This window comes from Roseateles sp., assembly GCF_039595595.1.
Taxonomy (GTDB): domain Bacteria; phylum Pseudomonadota; class Gammaproteobacteria; order Burkholderiales; family Burkholderiaceae_C; genus Roseateles.
In genome coordinates this window covers 208629-228057 of record NZ_JBCNLG010000005.1, presented here as the reverse complement: position 1 = coordinate 228057, position 19429 = coordinate 208629, and the positions used below count along the sequence as shown (strand labels likewise).

Annotated in this window: 17 protein-coding genes; 11 read left to right on the top strand and 6 right to left on the bottom strand. The window is 68.9% G+C overall.

Going from position 1 to position 19429, the window contains the following annotated elements:
* Positions 1 to 140: 140 nt before the first annotated feature.
* From lptD to rsmA, 3 genes are read left to right on the top strand one after another with little or no spacing between them, the layout of a single operon-like run.
* On the top strand, positions 141 to 2513 hold the full coding sequence (lptD, locus tag ABDW61_RS09295) for an LPS assembly protein LptD (protein ID WP_343638168.1): 2373 nt from the start codon (positions 141 to 143) through the stop codon (positions 2511 to 2513).
* Positions 2514 to 2523: 10 nt separating this feature from the next.
* Positions 2524 to 3918: a peptidylprolyl isomerase gene (locus ABDW61_RS09290; protein WP_343638167.1), complete on the top strand. Its 1395-nt coding sequence runs from the start codon at positions 2524 to 2526 to the stop codon at positions 3916 to 3918.
* A gap of 18 nt (positions 3919 to 3936) precedes the next feature.
* On the top strand, positions 3937 to 4704 hold the full coding sequence (rsmA, locus tag ABDW61_RS09285) for a 16S rRNA (adenine(1518)-N(6)/adenine(1519)-N(6))-dimethyltransferase RsmA (RefSeq protein ID WP_343638166.1): 768 nt from the start codon (positions 3937 to 3939) through the stop codon (positions 4702 to 4704).
* A gap of 270 nt (positions 4705 to 4974) precedes the next feature.
* On the opposite strand, the gene ABDW61_RS09280 is transcribed toward rsmA, so the two are convergent.
* Entirely contained in the window at positions 4975 to 5406 is a 432-nt protein-coding gene (locus ABDW61_RS09280) for a barstar family protein (protein WP_343638221.1), read from the bottom strand.
* A 349-nt stretch (positions 5407 to 5755) separates the two neighbouring features.
* On the bottom strand, positions 5756 to 8053 hold the full coding sequence (locus tag ABDW61_RS09275; protein WP_343638165.1) for an NADP-dependent malic enzyme: 2298 nt from the start codon (positions 8051 to 8053) through the stop codon (positions 5756 to 5758).
* 299 nt (positions 8054 to 8352) lie between these two features.
* Here ABDW61_RS09275 and ABDW61_RS09270 point away from each other — a divergent pair, with 299 nt between their 5' ends.
* The 5 genes from ABDW61_RS09270 to ABDW61_RS09250 are packed head-to-tail and all read left to right on the top strand — an operon-like array spanning position 8353 to position 13188.
* The gene (locus ABDW61_RS09270) at positions 8353 to 10452 is read left to right on the top strand and encodes an ATP-binding protein (RefSeq protein ID WP_343638164.1); all 2100 of its coding nucleotides are present in this window, start codon (positions 8353 to 8355) and stop codon (positions 10450 to 10452) included.
* The gene (locus tag ABDW61_RS09265; RefSeq protein WP_343638163.1) at positions 10449 to 11105 is read left to right on the top strand and encodes a response regulator; all 657 of its coding nucleotides are present in this window, start codon (positions 10449 to 10451) and stop codon (positions 11103 to 11105) included. The genes ABDW61_RS09270 and ABDW61_RS09265 overlap by 4 nt, the downstream gene beginning before the upstream one ends.
* Positions 11106 to 11142: 37 nt before the next feature.
* The gene (gene thiL / locus ABDW61_RS09260; protein ID WP_343638220.1) at positions 11143 to 12117 is read left to right on the top strand and encodes a thiamine-phosphate kinase; all 975 of its coding nucleotides are present in this window, start codon (positions 11143 to 11145) and stop codon (positions 12115 to 12117) included.
* Positions 12114 to 12635: a phosphatidylglycerophosphatase A gene (locus ABDW61_RS09255; RefSeq protein WP_343638162.1), complete on the top strand. Its 522-nt coding sequence runs from the start codon at positions 12114 to 12116 to the stop codon at positions 12633 to 12635. The genes thiL and ABDW61_RS09255 overlap by 4 nt, the downstream gene beginning before the upstream one ends.
* A gap of 52 nt (positions 12636 to 12687) precedes the next feature.
* On the top strand, positions 12688 to 13188 hold the full coding sequence (locus tag ABDW61_RS09250; protein WP_343638161.1) for a CinA family protein: 501 nt from the start codon (positions 12688 to 12690) through the stop codon (positions 13186 to 13188).
* A 3-nt stretch (positions 13189 to 13191) separates the two neighbouring features.
* Here ABDW61_RS09250 and ABDW61_RS09245 read toward each other — a convergent pair whose 3' ends face one another.
* Positions 13192 to 15300 (bottom strand): tetratricopeptide repeat protein, encoded by a 2109-nt coding sequence (locus ABDW61_RS09245; RefSeq protein WP_343638160.1) that lies wholly within the window; start codon positions 15298 to 15300, stop codon positions 13192 to 13194.
* Positions 15301 to 15623: 323 nt separating this feature from the next.
* Here ABDW61_RS09245 and ABDW61_RS09240 point away from each other — a divergent pair, with 323 nt between their 5' ends.
* The 3 genes from ABDW61_RS09240 to ABDW61_RS09230 all read left to right on the top strand — a co-directional run bounded on the left by ABDW61_RS09240 (position 15624) and on the right by ABDW61_RS09230 (position 17354).
* The gene (locus ABDW61_RS09240) at positions 15624 to 16352 is read left to right on the top strand and encodes a Rhs element Vgr protein (protein WP_343638159.1); all 729 of its coding nucleotides are present in this window, start codon (positions 15624 to 15626) and stop codon (positions 16350 to 16352) included.
* A 79-nt stretch (positions 16353 to 16431) separates the two neighbouring features.
* The gene (locus ABDW61_RS09235) at positions 16432 to 16830 is read left to right on the top strand and encodes a hypothetical protein (RefSeq protein WP_343638158.1); all 399 of its coding nucleotides are present in this window, start codon (positions 16432 to 16434) and stop codon (positions 16828 to 16830) included.
* Between the two features lie 14 nt (positions 16831 to 16844).
* On the top strand, positions 16845 to 17354 hold the full coding sequence (locus ABDW61_RS09230; protein ID WP_343638157.1) for a hypothetical protein: 510 nt from the start codon (positions 16845 to 16847) through the stop codon (positions 17352 to 17354).
* Between the two features lie 49 nt (positions 17355 to 17403).
* Here the strand turns inward: ABDW61_RS09230 and ABDW61_RS09225 are convergent, their stop codons facing one another.
* The 3 genes from ABDW61_RS09225 to ABDW61_RS09215 all read right to left on the bottom strand — a co-directional run bounded on the left by ABDW61_RS09225 (position 17404) and on the right by ABDW61_RS09215 (position 19113).
* The gene (locus ABDW61_RS09225) at positions 17404 to 17754 is read right to left on the bottom strand and encodes an RNA-binding protein (RefSeq protein ID WP_343638156.1); all 351 of its coding nucleotides are present in this window, start codon (positions 17752 to 17754) and stop codon (positions 17404 to 17406) included.
* Between the two features lie 106 nt (positions 17755 to 17860).
* Positions 17861 to 18835, bottom strand: a complete 975-nt coding sequence (locus ABDW61_RS09220) for a PHB depolymerase family esterase (protein WP_343638155.1) — start codon at positions 18833 to 18835, stop codon at positions 17861 to 17863.
* Positions 18836 to 18879: 44 nt separating this feature from the next.
* Positions 18880 to 19113 (bottom strand): hypothetical protein, encoded by a 234-nt coding sequence (locus ABDW61_RS09215; protein ID WP_343638154.1) that lies wholly within the window; start codon positions 19111 to 19113, stop codon positions 18880 to 18882.
* Positions 19114 to 19429: the final 316 nt, after the last annotated feature.

Below are 19429 nucleotides of genomic sequence, written 5' to 3'. Positions count from 1 at the left end.
AGCGGCCCCGGGGTCGGTGACAAGGCGTTCGGGCGGTCCGGCCAGCCGGCGAGCCTCGTGGATAATGATTCTACAAACCCCGGGCAGCGCGGCGCGACCGACGCGCGGCCGCCTGACCTCTGCAAGACGCTGCCCGCCTGATGCGCCCTTCGGTTCCCCGTCCCCGTCCGATCTCCCTGGCCGCCGCATTGGCGGTGACGCTGCCCGCGCTGGCGGCGCAGGCCCAGGAGTCCGCCGGCCAGCCGCTGGTGCTCAAGGCCGTCAAGCAACTGCACCAGACCAAGCGCAAGGACGTCCGTCCGGCGATGGCGCTGAGCGCCGACCGCATCACCAGCGAGCTCGACCAGACCTCCACCGCCGAAGGCGACGTTCAGCTGCGCTACGGCGGCATGCTGCTCAAGTCCAAGACGCTGCGCTACGACTATCCGCAGGATCTGGCCACCGCCGAGGGCGAGGTCGAACTCAGCCAGAACGGCGCCGTGCTGCGCGGTCCGAAGCTGGAGCTCTACGTCGACCGGTTCGAGGGCCAGCTCGACAGCCCGACCTATTTCTTCGCCTCGACGGGCGGCAGCGGCAGCGCCAAGGCGCTGTACTTCCTCGGCGACCAGCGCATGCGCGCCGACGAGGCGACCTACTCGACCTGCCCGGTCTCGGAACAGGGCGAACGCAAGCGCGACTGGGAGCTGGTCACCAGCAGCCTGAAGCTGGACTTCGACACCGGCGAGGGCGTGGCCACCAACGCGGTGGTGCGCTTCCTCGGCGTGCCGATCCTGGCGGCGCCGTCGCTGAGCTTCCCGCTCGGCGACCAGCCCAAGTCCGGCCTGCTGCCGCCCAACGTCAACATCGACAACCGCAGCGGCTTCGAATACGGCCAGCCGTTCTACTGGAGCATCGCCCCCAACCGCGACGCGACGATCACGCCCTTCGTGATGACGCGCCGCGGGCCGGGCGTGGACAGCCAGTTCCGCTATCTGGAACCGGGCCACCGCGGCCAGATCGACTACGCGCTGCTCCCGCACGACCGCGTCACCGGCCGCTCGCGCTGGGACCTGCGCCTGAATGGCGACGGCGACATCACGCCCAACTGGACCTACAACGTCCACACCGAGCGCGTCTCCGACGACGACTACTGGAAGGACCTGCGCAGCCGCATGCTGTCGCAGACGCCGCGCCTGCTGTCGACCGATCTGCGCACCCAGCGCGACTTCAATTTCAACTGGGGCGAGGTGCAGACCTACGCGCGGGTGCAGAAGTGGCAGCCGCTGCAGGTCGCGGACGCGCAGGACCGCTTCGCCTCCCCCTACCAGCGCTCGCCGCAGATCGGCGTGCGGCTGCAGACTGGCGCCGACGAGTCGGTGCTGGCCGGTTATCTGCCGACGGGCCGCCGCGCGCGGCTGGAAGGCGGTCTCGAGCTCGAGTACAACCGCTTCGACCTGCCCGGCGGCGCGCTGGACACGCAGTTGCAGACCGGCGAGCGGTTGCACCTGCTGGGCCACGTGAGCGTGCCCTTCAGCGGCGCGGCCTGGTGGGTGATCCCCAAGCTGTCGCTGAACGCGGCGAGCTACAACGTCGACCGGCCGCTGGACGCGACCGGCCGGCGCTCGATCAGCCGCACGATCCCGACCTTCAGCATCGACCACGGCTGGATCCTGGAGCGCAACACCTCGCTGTTCGGCCAGAACATGCGCCAGACGCTGGAACCGCGCCTGCTGTACGTGAACACGCCGTTCCGCGACCAGAGCGAGATCCCCAACTTCGACGCCGCGCCGCGCGACTACAACTTCGATTCGGTGTTCGCCGAGAACCAGTTCTCCGGCGTGGACCGCGTCAACGACGCCAACATGCTGGCCTTCGGCGCGACCACGCGCTGGATCGAGGACGAACGCGGCGAGGAACAGCTGCGCCTGGGCATGGTCCAGCGCTATCTGTTCCGCAATCAGCAGATCACGCCGGACGGCACGCCGCAGACGCACCGCCTGTCCGACGTCGTGCTGCTGGCCTCCGCCCACCTCAACCAGGCCTGGTGGACCGACAGCACGCTGCAGCTCAACTCCTCCGACGGCAAGGTCGAGCGCACCGTGCTGCGGCTGCGCTATTCGCCGGGGCCGTTCCGCACCGTCAGCGCCTCGTACCGCCTGGCCCGCGGCCAGAGCGAGCAGGTCGAGCTGGCCTGGCAGTGGCCGCTGTTCGGGCCGGACCGCAAGGCGGTCGCCGGCGGACCGGGCTGCGCCGGCGCCTGGTACGGCGCGGGCCGTCTGCAGTACAGCATGCGCGACAAGCGCTTCACCGATTCGGTGATCGGCGCCGAATACGACTCCGGCTGCTGGATCCTGCGCGTGGGCGCGGAGCGGCAGGCCACCGGCCGCGCGGAAACGAACACGCGCCTGATCCTGCAACTGGAGCTGGTCGGCCTGTCGCCGCTCGGCTCCAATGCCCTGAAAGTGTTGAGAGACAATATTCCGGGTTACCGTTCGCTGAGCTCCGAGCGCTCGGCCTTTGGCACTTATGACTGAACTGCGTTCGATGCGACATCTCAAGCCTGTGGCGGCCACGCTCCTGTCCCTGACCGCCGCCCTGGCCGGCACGGCATCCTCGGCGCAGACCCAGCCCTCGGCGGCTGCGGCCGCGGCGGCTGCGAAGCCCGCCGCGACCGCGCCGGCCCGCCCTCCCGTCGAACAGCGCCAGCTCAAGCCCGGCGACTACATCGCGGCCATCGTCAACAGCGACATCGTGGCCGCGTCGGAAGTGATCCAGCGCACCGCGCGCATGCGTGACGAGGCCCGCCAGCGCGGCCAGACCGTCACCGACGAGCAACTGCACAAGCAGGCGCTGGACAGCCTGATCGACGAACGCGCGATCGTGACCTACGCCCGCGAGAACGGCCCCCGCGTCGACGAACCGGAACTGGACCGGGTCGTCGCCAACGTCGCCACGCAGAACAAGCTGTCGATGACCGAACTGCGCCAGCGGCTGTCGGCCGAAGGCATCGACTTCAAGCGCTTCCGCGAGAACCTGCGGGATCAGATGCTGAGCGAGCGCGTGCGCGAACGCGAGGTGCAGGGCCGCATCCGCATCACCGACGGCGACATCGACAAGTACCTCGACGAACGCCAGGCCTCGCTGCAGAAGGGCAGCCTGCAGTTGAACGTCGCGCAGATCCTGGTGCCGGTGCCGGAAGGCGCGGGCCCGACCGTCGTGGCCGAGCGCAAGGCGCGCGCCGAAGCGGCGCTCGCGCGCATCCAGGGCGGCGAGGACTTCGCCAAGGTGGCCCGGGAGGTGTCGGAAGACGCGAACAAGGAGCGCGGCGGCGAGATCGGCCTGCGCGGCGCGGACAAGCTGCCGGACGTGTTCGTCGAGGCCGTCAAGGACCTGAAGAACGGCCAGACCCGCCCGGAGCTGCTGCGCTCGGAGGCCGGTTTCCACGTGCTGAAGCTGGTCGAGCGCCAGACCGGCAAGGCATCGATCAACGTGGTCGTGCAGACCCATGCGCGCCACATCCTGCTGCGTCCGTCCGAGCAGTTGAGCCCGGAGCAGGCCACACGCCGGCTGGTCGAGTTCAAGCGCGCCATCGAAGCCAAGCGCGCCACCTTCGAGATGCTGGCCCGCGCCAACTCGGAAGACGGCAGCGCGCAGGAAGGCGGCGACCTGGGCTGGGTCTCGCCGGGCGGCTTCGTGCCCGAGTTCGAGCAGGCGATGGACGCGCTGCCGCTGATGGGCATTTCGGATCCGGTGCCGTCGCGCTTCGGCATCCACCTGATCCAGGTGCTGGAGCGCCGCGATGTGGTGCTCGACAACAAGCAGCTGCGCGAGCAGGCCCGCAACGCGCTGCGCGAGCGCAAGTACGAAGAGGCCTACAACGACTGGATGAAGGAACTGCGCGCGCGCGCCTTCATCGAGACGCGCGAGTGGCTGGACTGAGCGGCCGGGACTGAGTTCATGGGACATGTCGCGCGCAAGCGCTTCGGCCAGCACTTCCTGACCGACAAGGCCGTCATCGACGCGATCATCGATGCCATCGGCCCGGGCGAGGACCAGGCCATGGTCGAGATCGGCCCGGGCCTGGGCGCGATGACGCTGCCGCTGCTGCAGCGGCTGCCGGCCTCGAGCCAGCCGCTGACCGTCATCGAACTGGACCGCGACTTGGCCGCCCGCATGCGCAGGCGCGGCGATGTCACGGTCATCGAATCCGACGTGCTGAAGGTCGACTTCGCGGCGCTGGCCGCCGAGCGCGGCCGCAAGCTGAAGGTCGTGGGCAACCTTCCCTACAACATCTCATCGCCCATCCTCTTCCATCTGCTGGGGGCGGTCGAGCATGTCGTCGACCAGACCTTCATGCTGCAGAAGGAGGTCGTCGACCGCATGGCCGCCGGCCCGGGCAGCAAGGATTACGGCCGCCTCAGCGTCATGCTGCAGTGGCGTTATGACGTCGAGGGACTCTTCGACGTGCCGCCGCAGGCCTTCGATCCGCCGCCGCGGGTCGATTCGGCGATCGTGCGGATGGTGCCGCTGTCGGCGCCGGCCGCGATCGACGAGGCGTTGCTGAGCGAGCTGGTGGCGTCCGCGTTCTCGCAGCGCCGCAAGCTGCTGCGGCACTCGCTGGGCAAGTGGCTCGAAGCTCGTGGCTTCCAGGGCGAGTTCGACCTGCAGCGCCGCGCGGAGGAGGTGCCCGTGGCCGAGTTCGTGGCGCTCGCGCAATCGCTCTGAATGCCGCTCTGAATTCCGCTCAGAGAAAAACCCAAAGCAAAAGGCCTTCCGTCGCCGGAAGGCCTTCTCTCGAGAACCCGGAGTTCAGCGGATCAACGATCGATCAAGCGGCGCTGAGCCACATCGACGTGTCGAACGCGCTGCACATCATCGGCATGTTCATGCCGAAGTTGGGGTTCGGATTGGTCTTGGTGCTCTTGAGCACCGGTTGCTTCGCTTCGGGGGCCACCTCAGTCGCCCGCTCCCATGACCCTGATTCTTGGGAGCGGGCTACTGAAAAGAATAGAAACACCGGAATGAGACCTTGCGCTCGGCCCAGAAGTCGGCCGCTTCGCGGAACACGTCGAGCAACTGCTCGCGCGCCTCGCGATCGAACTTCGCATGGTCCGGCAACTGGTCCAGCACCACGACGAAGCCCGGTTGCGCGCCCGACTTGTGGACCAGATTGGTCATGCAGTCGTACAGCGCATCCATGTTCTTGCCGAAGTGCGCCGGGAACAGGAAGCTGCTGGCGATCAATTCGAGCACGTCCTGTTTCGTGTCCGCAGACACCAGGTTGGCGTACAGGAAATGTTGGCCGGCGTCCTGCGCGGCCTGCATCAAGTCCTCGACCCGGTAGGCTCTGATCGCCTGCACGATGTTGGGACGGACTGTCTGCAAAAGCATTGTCGCGTTCCTCCTAGATGGGGTATCCGAGCTCAGGCTGGGTGAGGCCGCAGCACCGGACAGTGCCCGCTGCGGGGCCTGCGATCGTCGGTGGGGGAGGGCTGCCAGCGAGGGTTAACCCTGAACTCTGAAACCAAGATGGTACAGAAACGGCCCCGAATGCTCAAGCCGGGGTCTGCCACAATGCCTTAAAAAGCGGCATTGTTAGCATGTGCCTACATTCACTGGAGGACCAGCAGATTCGAGTAGTCATCCAGCCGAAATCGGCTGGTGAGCCGCTACAAACTTTTTATATAGGCCGTCTTCCGGGTCGGGATTTGCGGCGATGGAATGACCCCGAAAGGGGACTGGAGCGGCCCGGGAAGGGGCGGCCGCCCCTTCCGGATCAGCGTGCCGCGTTGGCGTCCGCGACCGTCAGCGCGGTCATGTTGACGATGCGGCGGACGGTGGCCGAGGGCGTCAGCACATGCACCGGCTTGGCCGCGCCGAGCAGCACCGGCCCGATCGCGATGCCGCCGCCCGCGGCGGTCTTCAGCAGGTTGTAGGCGATGTTCGCGGCGTCGATGTTGGGCATGACCAGCAGGTTGGCTTCGCCGGTCAGCGGGCTGTTGGACACCAGTTCGCCGCGGTACTTCGGGTCGAGCGCGGCATCGCCGTGCATCTCGCCGTCGACTTCCAGCCAGGGCGCGATCTCGCCGAGCAGGCGCAGCGCCTCGCGCATCTTGATGGCGGAGGGCTGGTTGCTCGAGCCGAAATTGCTGTGCGACAGCAGGGCCGCCTTCGGGCGCAGGCCGAAGCGCATCATCTCCTCGGCCGCCATCATCGTGATCTCGGCGATCTGTTCGGCGGTCGGGTCGTAGTTGACGTGGGTGTCGACCAGCATGACCTGGCGGCCCGGCAGGATCAGGCCGTTCATGCAGGCGAAGTTCTTGACGCCGGGGCGCTTGCCGATGACCTGGTCGATGTACTGCAAGTGCATCGCGGTGTTGCTCCAGGTGCCGCAGAGCATCCCGTCGACCTCGCCCTTGTGCAGCATCATCGCGCCGATCAGCGTGAGGCGGCGGCGCATCTCGATCTTGGCGAGCTGCTGCGTGACGCCCTTGCGCTCGGTCATCGCGAGGTAGGTCTGCCAGTAGTCGCGATAACGGTGGTCGAACTCGGTGTTCACCACGTCGTAGTCGCGGCCCTCCTGCAGGCGCAGGCCGAAGCGCTCGCAGCGCTGGGCGATGACTTGCGGGCGGCCGATCAGCGTCGGGCGGGCGATGCCCTCGTCGACGACCACCTGCACCGCGCGCAGCACGCGCTCCTCCTCGCCTTCGGCGTAGGCGACGCGCTTGTGCTGCGCCTTCTTCGCGATCTGGAAGATCGGCTTCATCGTCGTGCCGGAGGCGTAGACGAAGCTCTGCAGCTTCTCCAGGTAGGCCGGCATGTCCTGGATCGGACGCAGCGCCACGCCGGAGGCCTCGGCCGCCTTCGCGACGGCCGGGGCGATCTTCATCATCAGGCGCGGGTCGAAGGGCTTGGGGATCAGGTACTCGGGGCCGAAGCTGAGGTTGGCGCCGGCGTAGGCGGCGGCGACGACCTCGCTCTGCTCGGCCTGCGCCAGCTCGGCGATCGCGTGGACGGCGGCGATCTCCATCTCGTCATTGATCGTCGTCGCGCCGCAGTCCAGGGCCCCGCGGAAGATGTAGGGGAAGCACAGGACGTTGTTGACCTGGTTCGGATAGTCGGTGCGGCCGGTGGCCATCAGCGCGTCGTCGCGGATCGCGTGCACGTCCTCGGGCTGGATCTCCGGATTCGGATTGGCCAGCGCGAAGATGATGGGCTTGGCCGCCATCGACGCGACCATGTCCTGCTTGAGCACGCCGCCGGCCGACAGGCCGAGGAACACGTCCGCGCCGGCGATGACCTCGCGCAGGCTGCGCAGTTCGGTTTTCTGCGCGTAGACGGCCTTGTCGGGGTCCATCAGTTCGGCGCGGCCTTCGTAGACGACGCCGGCCAGGTCGGTCACCCAGATGTTCTCGCGCGGCAGGCCGAGCTTGACCAGCAGGTTCAGGCAGGCGAGGGCGGCGGCGCCGGCGCCCGAGGTGACCAGCTTGACCGAGCGGATGTCCTTGCCCGCGACCTTCAGGCCGTTGAGCAGGCCGGCGGCCACGACGATGGCGGTGCCGTGCTGGTCGTCGTGGAAGACGGGGATCTTCATCCGCTTGCGCAGTTCGCGCTCGACGTAGAAGCAGTCCGGCGCCTTGATGTCCTCGAGGTTGATGCCGCCGAAGGTCGGCTCGAGCGCGGCGATCACGTCGACCAGCTTGTCCAGGTCGTGCTTCTCGTCGATCTCGAGGTCGAAGACGTCGATGCCGGCGAATTTCTTGAACAGGACGCCCTTGCCTTCCATCACCGGCTTGGAGGCCAGCGGGCCGATGTCGCCCAGGCCGAGCACGGCGGTGCCGTTGGAGATCACGGCCACCAGGTTGCCGCGCGAGGTGTAGCGGAAGGCGTTGGCCGGGTCGGCGACGATTTCCTCGCACGCGGCGGCCACGCCCGGGGAGTAGGCCAGCGCCAGGTCGCGCTGGTTGATCAGCTGCTTGGTCGCGGCGATCGCGATCTTGCCCGGGGTCGGAAACTCGTGATATTCGAGAGCGGCCTGGCGCAGCTGGGCGCGTTTTTCTTCGGACGTCGGCATGAGGGGCTCTTCTGGTTGAAACCGGTCCGCCGTCGCGGGCCGGGTCGGCGATTGTAGGAGTCCGACCCGGCGGCGACAGTGCGGACTATGCGTATGCTGCATGTCGGCCGCGCCGCGGGGGCATACGCGAAACTGCGCATCGGCAGGGCCTGGCGCGGCGCCATACTGCCTGCCCCGCCCGCGCGGGCCCGCACGATCTCCGGACGAGCCTTTCAAGCGCCTTTCAAGCCTTCTTGAAGCCTCCTTCAAGCCTTCCTCAAGCGCCCTTCACGCCGCGTTCACGTCCGCTTTCCGCCGCCATGCCCATCGTCTCCACTCCTTCCCTGGCGCCGCGCGCGCGGCCGCGGCGCTGGCGGCGTGCGCTGCTGTGGGGCACGCTGGTCGGGCTGCTGCTGGTCGCGCAATCGCTGCTGCTGTCGCTGACGCTGAGCCATGAGGCCGCCCGCGCGCAGGAGGCTTCCGACCTGGCGGCCACCGAGGTCACCGCGCGCGCCAAGCAGCTGATCGGCCGCGATCTGCAGGGCCTGCAGGGCCTGATGTGGGCGCAGGACGACGACTGGCGCGGCAATGCCGCGGCGCTGCTGCGCCAGACGCGGGTGCTGCTGCGCATCGAGCTGCGCGACGCCGAGCGCCAGGTGCGCCGCGCGGTCGACACGCCCTACGCGCCGCCGCTGTTCTCGACGCTGTCGCGCGGGCAGCTGCAGATCGAGACCGAGCTCGCCTGCATCGCCGCGCTGCGCCAGGGCACGCCGCTGTTCTCGCGCTCGTACTTCGTGCCGGGGCCGGGCGGCGATGGCCTGGAGGTCGCCGACCTGTGCCTGCCGCGGGTGCGCGCCGGCGAGCCGCGTTCCTACGTCGTGGCGACGATGGGCCTGCGGCCGCTGCTCGAGGAATCGGTGTCGCAGGAGCAGGCGCGGCGCTTCGAGCTGTCCTTCGTCGAGGGCGACGGCACGCGCCTGGCGCGCACCGGGCTGACGCGCGGCAGCGGCTTCTACCTGACCGAGCGGCTGCTCGACCTGCCGGGCCTGAGCCTGCAGCTGCGCGTGGACAACGCGACCGGCCGGCCGCAGTTGATCCCGAACCTGGCGACCGCGCTGGTGATCGGCTTGTCGCTGGCGCTGTTCGCGCTGGTCATCGTGCTGGCGCGCGACACGCGCAAGCGCGCGCAGGCCGAGCATGCGCTGGCCGAGGCGCTCGCCTTCCGCCAGGCGATGGAGAACTCGCTGATCACCGGGCTGCGCGCGCGCGACCTGGACGGCAACATCAGCTACGTGAATCCGGCGTTCTGCGCGATGGTGGGCTTTCCGGCGGAGGAGGTGGTCGGCACGGGCCGTCCGCCGCATTCGCCGCCGTACTGGCCGCCCGAGTTCGTCGACGAATACTGGCGCCGCCACCATGACCGCGAAGCCCGATGGGAAGCGGGCCTGCCGCCGCGCGAGGGTTTCGAGACGGTCTTCGTGCGCAGCACCGGCGAGCGCTTCCCGGTGATGATCTACGAGGCGCCGCTGCTCAACGCCGAAGGCCAGCAGACCGGCTGGATGAGCGCGGTGCTGGACCTGAGCGCGCAGCGCAAGGTCGAGGAGCTGTCGCGCCAGCAGTCGGACCGGCTGCAGGCGACCGCGCGGCTGGCCACGGTGGGCGAGATGGCCTCGCTGCTGAGCCACGAGCTGAACCAGCCGCTGGCGGCGATCGCGAGCTACGCGACCGCGTCGATCAACCTGATGGTGCGCGAGGCCGACGACCCGCAGACGCCGGCGATGGTGCGCCAGGCCGTCACGCGCATCGCCGAGCAGGCCGAGCGCGCCGGCCGCGTGATCAAGAGCGTGCATGACTTCGTGCGCCGGCGCGAGGCGGCGCGCGAGTGGGTCAAGGTCGAGCAGTTGCTGGAAGCGGTGCTGCCGCTGGTGCGCCTGCAGGCGCGCAAGAGCGGCGCGCGCATCGAGATGGACCTGCCCGCGGGGCTGCCGCGGGTGCGCTGCGACCGCACGATGGTCGAGCAGGTGCTGCTGAACCTGACCCGCAACGCGATCCAGGCGATGGATGGCCCGACGCCGCTGGCCGATCGCGCGCTGGTGCTGCGCGTGCGGCGGCTGCAGCCCAAGTGGCTGAGCTTCGCGGTGGTCGACCATGGACCCGGCATCCCGCCCGAGGTCGCGCGCCAGCTCTTCACGCCCTTCTTCACGACGCGCACCGAGGGCATGGGCCTGGGCCTGAGCCTGTGCCGCACGGTGGTCGAGCAGCACGGCGGCGCGATGGATTTCGACAGCCGCGTCGCGCCCGCGTCGCCCACCGGCACCGAGTTCCGCTTCAGCCTGCCGTGCGAGGATGCGCCCGGCGCCTCGATGAAGCCCGAGGCCGACCGCTTCCCCATCACCGGATCTGGAGAGTCCTCCGCATGAAGCCGCAGTCCCTGCCGATGGTCTACCTTGTCGACGACGAGGACGTGGTGCGCGATGCGCTCGCCTGGCTGCTGCGCTCGCGGCGGCTGTTGTCGGAGGGCTTCGGCAGCGCCGAGTCCTTCGAGTCGATGCTGGACGCGCTGCCGCGCAGCGGGCGCGACTGGCCCTCGGCGCCGAGCTGCCTGCTGCTGGACGTGCGCATGCCCGGCATGAGCGGGCTGGCGCTGTTCGAGCGGCTGATCGAGCGCGGCCTGCTGCAGACGCTGCCGGTGATCTTCCTGACCGGCCATGGCGACGTGCCGACGGCGGTGGCGGCGGTGAAGCAGGGCGCCTACGACTTCGTCGAGAAGCCGTTTTCCGACAACGCGCTGGTGGACCGCGTCGAGCAGGCGCTGGCGCGCAGCGCCGAGGCCATCGAAGCGCGCGACTCGAAGGCGGCGCTTGGGCACCGCGTCGGCGAGCTCACCGAGCGCGAGCGCGAGGTGATGCAGCTGGTCGTGCAGGGGCTGCCCAACAAGCTGATCGCGGACCAGCTCAACATCAGCGTGCGCACGGTGGAGGTGCACCGGGCGCGGGTGTTCGAGAAGATGGACGTCAAGTCCGCGGTCGAGCTCTCCAACCTGCTGCGCGGCGACAATGCCGCCCATGGGTGAATCTTCTGAATCGCGCGGGAGCGGGGACGGACGGCCGCTGGGCGAGTTCGACCTGATCGACCGCTTCTTCGGCCGCGCGGCGCGCGCCGGCCGAACCGAGGGCGGCGCGGTGGCGCTGGGCATCGGTGACGACTGCGCGGTGCTGACGCCGTCGGCGGGCCATCAGTGGCTGGTGACGGCGGACATGCTGGTCGAGGGCCGGCACTTCCTGTCGACGGTCTCGCCGCGCCGGCTCGGCCACAAGGCGCTGGCGGTGAACCTCAGCGACCTGGCCGCCTGCGGCGCGGCGCCGCGCGCCTTCTTCCTGTCGCTGGCGCTGCCGCGCGTGGACGCGGACTTCCTGGCCGGCTTCGCGCAGGGGCTGTTCGAGCTCGCCGATGCGCATCGCATCGTGCTCGCCGGTGGCGACACGACGGCCGGGCCGCTCAACATCAACATCACCGCGATGGGCGAGGTCCCGCAGGGCCAGGCGCTGCTGCGCTCGGGCGCGCGCGTGGACGACGACATCTGGGTCAGCGGCACGCTGGGCGACGCGCGGCTGGCGCTGGAGGTGTTCCGCGGCACGCTGTCGCTGGGCGCGGCGCAGTTCGAGGAAGCGCGCCGGCGCATGGAGCTGCCCGAGCCGCGCGTGGCGCTGGGCCGCGCGCTGCGCGGCATCGCGAGCAGCGCGATCGATGTCTCCGACGGGCTGGCGGGCGACCTGGGGCATGTGCTCAAGCGCTCGAACGTCGGCGCGACGCTGCGGCTGGCGGAGCTGCCGCGCTCGGCGGTGCTGGGCGCGATGCCCGAGGACGTGCAGCAGCTGTGCCTGCTCACGGGCGGGGACGATTACGAGCTCGTGTTCACCGCGCCCGAAGCGGCGCGCGAGCGCGTGCTGCAGGCGGGCCGCGAGTCCGGCACGCCGGTCTACCGCGTCGGCCGCATCGAGGAGGCGCCCGGGCTGCGCGTCATCGATGGGGCGGGGCGTCCGCTGCAGGGCACGCTGCAGAGCTTCGACCACTTCAAATCATGAGCGCGGTGCGTCCGACCTTCGGCTTCATGGCGCGGCATCCGGCGCACTGGATCGCGATGGGCTTTGGCAGCGGACTGTCGCCGCGGGCGCCGGGCACGGTGGGCACGCTGTGGGGTTGGGCCGCGTTCGCGGTGCTCAATGTCTGGCTGACGCCGCTGCAATGGGCGCTGGTGATCGGGGCGAGCCTGCCGCTGGGATGGTGGGCCTCGACAGTGACGGCGCGGCATCTGCGGACCTGCGATCCGGGCGCGGTGGTGTGGGACGAGATCGTCGCGATCTGGATCGTGCTGTGGCTGCTGATGCCGGCGGGCTTCTGGTGGCAACTGGCGGCGTTCGGCGTGTTCCGCTATTTCGACGCGGCCAAGCCGGGGCCGGTGCGCTGGGCCGACGGGCTGTTCAAGATCGAGCCGGGCCAGCCGGTGACGGCGTGGCAAGGCCTGGGCATCCTGATCGACGACCTGGTCGCGGCCGGATGTACGCTCGTGGTGCTGGCTGGCGCGCGGGCCCTGCTGCACTGAGCGCCGGCCGGCGGCCGTTCCGGTCCACCGATCCATCGACGAGGAGATCCCCATGCTGTTTCCCGACGAGTCCGAACTGATCGAACGCATCGCCCTGGCGCTGATCCAGCGCAAGGAACGCATGGGCACCGCGGAGTCCTGCACCGGCGGGCTGATCGCGGCGGCGTGCACCAGCCTGGCCGGCTCGAGCCAATGGTTCGAGCGCGGCGTGGTGAGCTACAGCAACGAGGCCAAGACCGAGCTGCTGGGCGTGCCGGCGGCGCTGATCGGGCTGCATGGCGCGGTCAGCGGCGAGGTGGCCGAGCAGATGGCGCGCGGGCTGCTGGCGCATGCGCCGGTGGACTGGGCGATCGCGGTGACCGGCGTGGCCGGGCCGGGCGGCGGCACCGAATCCAAGCCGGTGGGCACCGTGTGGCTGGCGTTGCTGCACGGCCGGCAGCGGGTGCGGGTGTGGAAGGAGCTGTTCAGCGGCGACCGGCATTCGGTGCGCGCGCAGACGGTGCGCGCGGGGCTCGAGGCGCTGTGCGACGCGCTCGAGGATCGCGACTCCTGATCGTCAGCGCACGCGCAGGTCGGTGTCGGCGAGGCCGTCGAGACGGCGCCGGTGCGCGAGTTGGAGGCCGGCTTCGAGGTGGCGCGTGAAGGCCGGCGCGTCGAAGAGGCGTCCCGTCGCCACCGCTTCGGCGACGTCGCGCCGGATGCGATGGTGGAGTTCCGCATCCATCGCCATGGCGATGGCCTTCGCCGTGTAGTCGCCGGCATCGCGTGCGATCAAGGCATCGACGCCGAGCGCCGTGAGCACGCTCGCCGCGACACGCGCGGCGATGCTTCGTCCCGGGAGCGTGAGCACCGGCAGGCCCATCCAGAGCGCGTCGCTGGCGGTGGTGCCGGCGTTGTAGGGCAGCGTGTCCAGGAACAGATCGGCGAGCGAGAGACGCTCCAGGTACTGCTCGCGCGAGCACCTCGGCGAGAACACGATCCGCGACGCCGCGATGCCCTGGGACTCCGCGTGGGCGCGCAGGTTGGCGGCGGCCTTCGCGTCCTCCTCCAGCGCCCACAGCACCGAGTGCGGCGCGGCGCGCAGGATCTGCGCCCAGCGCGAGAACTGATCCGGGAGGATCTTGCAGGGGTTGTTGAAGCAGCAGAACACGAAGGCCTCGGCGGGCAGGCCGACGTCGGCGCGCGAGAGGCCGGTGGATGGGCGCGGACGCTGGCGGTCGTTGGCCTGATACCAAGGGAGGGAGAGCAGGTGCTCGTCGAGGAAGGGGCGCGATTCGGCGGTGACGAGCGTGTCGTCGACGACGAGGTAGTCGTAGACCGTCGAGCCGGAGGTGCCCAGCGTGCCGAGATAGAGCAGCTGGATCGGCGCCAGCCGCGCCGCGAAGAGCCCGCTGCGCGCGCCCTGCGTGAAGCCGGTGAGGTCGATGGCGACGTCGATCTCCAGGCTGCGGCACAGGGCGACGATCTGGTCGTCGCGCAGATGCTCCACGTCGAGGAAGGCGTCGAAGGCCGCGCGCAGGCGATGCTGCATTGGATCGTCCTTCGCCGCGCCGAGGTTGATCGCGATGACCTCGAAGCGCTCGCGATCGTGCAGTTCGATGACCTCGGCGATGAGGTACGAGACCGGATGCGACTTGAAGTCCTTCGAGACATACGCGAGCTTGAGCTTGGCGGTCTGCCGCGACGGGAGCGGCTCCAGCGCGTCGCGCGCGCCGAGGCTGTCCATCCAGACGCGCGCGGCGGCCTGCTGCGCGGCGGGGTCGTCGCGCAAGGTCTGCAGCACGAGCGGCTGCATCACGCGCCGGCCTCGCTCGACATCCGCCACGAGCGCGTCCATCTGCGTCTCGAAGCCGGACCAGTCGAAGAGATGCATCGCCGTGTACTGGCGCGTGCCGGGCAGCCAATCGAGGCCGGGCGCGATCGCGAGCACGCGATCGAAGTCGGACAGCGCTTCGGAGAAGCGATGGTTGAGCAGCAGCAGGTTGCCGCGGTTGTTCAGCGCGTCGACATGGCGCGGGTCGATCGCGATGGCCGCGTTGAAGGCGGCGAAGGCGTCATCGGCGCGGCCGATCTCCTTGAGCAGAAGGCCGCGCTGGGTGTGGAGATCGGGGCTGTCGGGGAATCGGACGGCGAGGTCCTGAAGGCTGAGCCAGGCGTCGTTTTTCCGTCCGGCATCGATGAGGGTCCGGATGCGTTCCAGCAAGGGGCGCGCATCGCCAGGCAGGGCATCGTCCGCGCAGCCGAAGGCGACGAGCGCGGCGTCCGTGGCGCCGAGCAGCCGGTAGGTGAGGCCGAGCCCGAGAAACGCCATGCCATGGGCGGCGTTCAACGCGAGCGCGCGTTCGAAGGCGCTGACGGCCTCGTCGAGCTGGCCGGACTCGCGCAGCGCGGTGGCGTGGTTGACGTGGAGGTCGGGCTGACCGGGATTCAACTGGGCGGCGATCGAGAAGCACGACGCCGCCGCCTGCCAATCGTGCCGAACCGCCATCAGCCCGCCGAGTCGCAGATAGGGGCGCCAATCATTGGGAAAGCGCTGCGTGGCCTCGTAGAGCGTCTCCATCGCGCCGGCGAAGTCGCCTTGCCGTTGCCGCGCGGCGCCTGCTTCAAGCAGGGCCTCCACGCCCTGGGCGGGCGGCTGTCCGGGTCTCGGAATCTGCGGCTTCATGAGAGGCGAGGCGATGTGACGGATTCGCGGGACGTTACCGCATTGGCGCGCTCGAGAGGACAGCCCCCTCTCCCCTGCCCTCTCCCCCCGAGGGGGCGAGGGAGTTCATGCGAGTGGCGCTCGCTGTTTCTGAAGAATGTCGTGGTCAGAATGCTCAGCGCCGGCAAGAACTCCCTCGCCCGCTTGCGGGAGAGGGCAGGGGAGAGGGCCAGCGAAGGCCGCAATTGGCCGAGAGTCATTTGCGCGGGTGCGGGCGAGCGGGCAGGATGGCATGGAGATCGAAGGCGGGCGTGGCCCGCCTCGCCTGTTGATGGAGGGTTGCCATGGCCCCTGCCTTGATTCCTGGGCCGCTCGGGATGGATACGCGCCAGACGCGCTCTGACGCGGGCACCTCGCTGCTGAGCCCGACGCCGCGCCCCGGCCCGGTCGGCATGGACGTGCCGTCGAGCGAGGACTGGACGCTCGACGCGCCTGACGTGCCGCAGGAGCGGCGCCCGTTCTCTCCGGCCAAGCCGTCGGTGCCTGCGGTGACCCCCAAGGGCGAAGCCCGTCCCCTGACGACGGGAGAGATCGCGATGGCGCGGCAGCTGTTCAAGGACTCGCTGGACTACAGCGAAGTCCGCGTCCACAACGGCGAGTACCTGCCTTTCGGCCTCCAACCGGACGACACGGCGATGACGCCCAATGGCGAGATCTACTTCAATCCGGCGTATTTCCTGGAGGACTTCTCCCAGGCGAAGCGGCTCGAGGACAGGCGCTGGTTCATGCACGAGATGGTGCACGTGTGGCAACACCAGCTCGGCTACTGGGTGCGGCTGCGCGGCGCCATCCGCATCGGTCTGAGCTACGAGTACGAGTTGAAATCTGGCAAGACGCTCTGCGACTACAACATGGAAGCGCAGGGTGACCTGCTCGCGGATTACTTCATGCTCAAGTTCATGAATGCGCCGGCGCAGATGGTCCAGACGCAATACATGAACAGCCTCCCACTTTTCGAAGAGGTCCTGGATGCCTTCCTCAAGAATCCTTCCGACACTGCGAACCTGCCTTAGATCCCTGCTCTCGGCAGGCTTGTGCGCGGGGCTCGGCGCGGCCTGCGCCAATTCCCGCATGGGAGCGGCGGAGGTGCGCTTGCAGGACGGTCAGCCGTGTTTCACGCTCACTGCCAAGGAAGGCGCGCGGAGTGATTCGATCCGTCTGAAGGCGGTGGTGGTCTCCGACGACGCGACGAATCCAGCGGCACCGGTCTGGTCGGTGGTCTTCGATCCCGCGAGGCCGCAGCCGATCTCTGCGGCGAGTTGCGTCGCGTATGGACGAGTCCCCGATGGGGCCACGATCATCCAGTCCGCCAAGCCGCTGACGCCCAACAAGGTCTATGACGTGTACCTGAATGGACGCTCGACGGACCCTTCTGATTCCACGCAAGGCTATGCGGCGAAGTTCTGCCTCGTTGCGGATGCTGCAGGGGTGCAGCGCGTGATGCCGGTGGAGCGAGGTTCACGCGCCTGGGATGAGGGAGTCTGCCGCTGATGGTGTTCCAGCCCTTGAGCAGGCTTCGCCTGAGCCAGCGCGCGTTCTCCGCTGTCGTGATGGCTGCGGCCGTGTGGGCCGCGCCGGGCCTTGCCGGAGCCATGTCGCGGATGGGCGAGGCCGAGGTGCTTCGCAAGGACGGCAGGCCGTGCTTCGCACTGAGCGCCAAGGAAGTGGCGCGAGCGCCGGGCGTGCGCGTGCATGCGGTGATGGTGTCCGACGAGTCGTTGAAGCCTGTCGCCAACGTGTGGGAGGCGAGCATCGATCCGGCGCGCACGCCGACGACGCTGGCGAACTGCATCGTGTATGGCATCGCGCCGGTCGGCGCCGACGCCACGCGTCCCGTCGAGTTGAAGACGGGCCATGTGTACGAGGTTTATCTCAATGGCCGGTCCTCGGAGCCGGACGATTCGACGCAGGGCTACGTCGCGAGGTTCTGCTTCCTGATCGACGCGCGAGGCGGCAAGAACCTGCTCGCGGTGAAGCCAGGCTCGCGCGCCTGGCGCGAGGGGGTCTGCAAGTGAACGCGCGTACGCCGCAGCGAAAAGGGCGTCTTTGCCGGGGCGATTCGCCTCAGTAGCGACCCCCGCCGAATCCGCCGGTCCCGTATCCGGTGTCGGAACGCTTGGCCGCGCGGAATTCTCCCCGCGAGGACGGCTCGGCACGCTTGTCCGCGTCGCGAGGGCGTGCCAGGCTGACCACGATCGAGCGTCCCTGCACCGACATGCCGTGCAACCCCGAGATCGCCGCCTCGGCACCTTCGGCGGACTCCATTTCCACGAACCCGAAGCCCTTCGAGATGCCGGTGTCACGGTCCATCATCACCCTGGCCGAGGAAACCTTGCCGAATTCAGAGAAGTTGCTGCGAAGGGCGGAATCGGTCACCGAATAGGGCAGGTTGCCCACGTAGATCTTGCTGCTCATGCAAAGAGCCTTTCCTTGTTTTTGATGGGCTCACCGCTGGGATCTGTTCCCATCGTGCCGGTGAGATGCGGGAAGCCGGCCCGGCGATCCAGCCGAGCGCACGGGCTCAGTGCGAAGCCGGGTGGCGTATGAAGAAGCACAGCATTTGCTCGGAGGCCGCGGGGCCCTGCCAGTCGGCTTGCAGACCTTGCGGATCCCCGCCCGACCAGGCGTGGCCGGCGCCTTCGATCAGCCACAGCTCGGCGTTGGTGCGGCCGTCGGGAGCGACGTGCGTGCGGCGCGTGTAGGCGCGTCCGCCCTCGCGGCCATTCTCGAAGCGATGCTCGCCTGGCTGTCCTGCAACGGCGTTCTCGTAGATGCGCACGCCGTTGCTCGGGTGGACGGTCATGTCTCTCATGCCGTGAAAGACGATGGTGGGCGGAGTGCCGTGCGTGGGCGAGCGTTCGACGCGTGGCTGCTGATCCGCGTGGCCATACCGCTGGAGCGAGGACGCGCCGCTGGCGTCGTCGACGGCGCCGTACGGAAGCCCCGAGTGAACGCCGACGGAGGCGAACAAATCCGGATACGTCTGGCCAAGGACCGCAGCCATGGCCCCGCCCGCCGACAGACCGGCGACGTGCACGCGCTGTTCGTCGATCCGATGCTGCGCGATGACGCTGCGCGTGAGGCTGGCGAGCTGGGCGGGCTCGCCGCGGCCCCGCTGCTGATGGCTGTACATGTACCAGCTCCAGCTTGCGGGATCGCCGTTGCGTGTCGGCTTCTCGGGGTACAGCACCATCCAGCCCAGCCGCCCGGCGGCTTCATTCATCTGGCTGCTGAGGACGAAGTCCTCGAGTCCCTGCTTGCCGCCATGCAGCATCACCAGCAGCGGCCGAGCCACGCGGACATCGCCTGGAGGGGTGTACAGCTTGTAATGCATGACGGTCTGTCCATGCACGTGCGTGCCGGAGACGAAGCGCTCCGAGCGCGCCCGCTGCGCGTACTCGCGGCTGACGTGCCGAGGGGCGGGATCGATGTCGGCGGGAAGCGCAGGATCGCGAAGCTCTGCAAGGTCAGCGGCGCGTATGAGTTCTGTGGTCATGAAGTGTCCTTGTGGACTCGCGCCGGCACCGGCGCTGGAGCGGCTCACGGGAGCCAGTCGTCCTGGAGTTGCCGGGGGTCGAGCTCATCACGGATGAATTCGACCAGACCATGCGATGGACAGAGGGGGAGTTCGATGAACAGGGCGCGCCGCGGTGGGGTGTGGCGCCTTCGGAAGATCAGCGTTCCGAGTTCCGAACGATGAGGGCAGATGTAGATCACGTCGAATGACGCGAGGTCGACACCGCGGATATTGGCCAGTTCAGCCTTGACGAACATGTCGCATCCTTCGATCAAGCTCCGCAGGGGAACGTGCGGGCGCCAAAGGCGGCCACAGGTGCTTGCTGACGCGAAGGTCGGACTACCGAGGGGCGCGATGTCAGTGCCCGCCATTGAAGCACGGATCCGAAGGCTGCGCGGTTTATCTTTTCGGCCCGCTGAAGCTAGGGGTTGGGGCGAGGGGAGCTACTGCATCACCGGCTTCTCGGCTGAGGAGGTGCTGGGTGGAGCAACGACATCACGACCGGACGACCGTGTTCATCGGGACGATCGGGCACGAGCGGCGCAATCCGCTGTTGCCGATCGGCATTGCCAC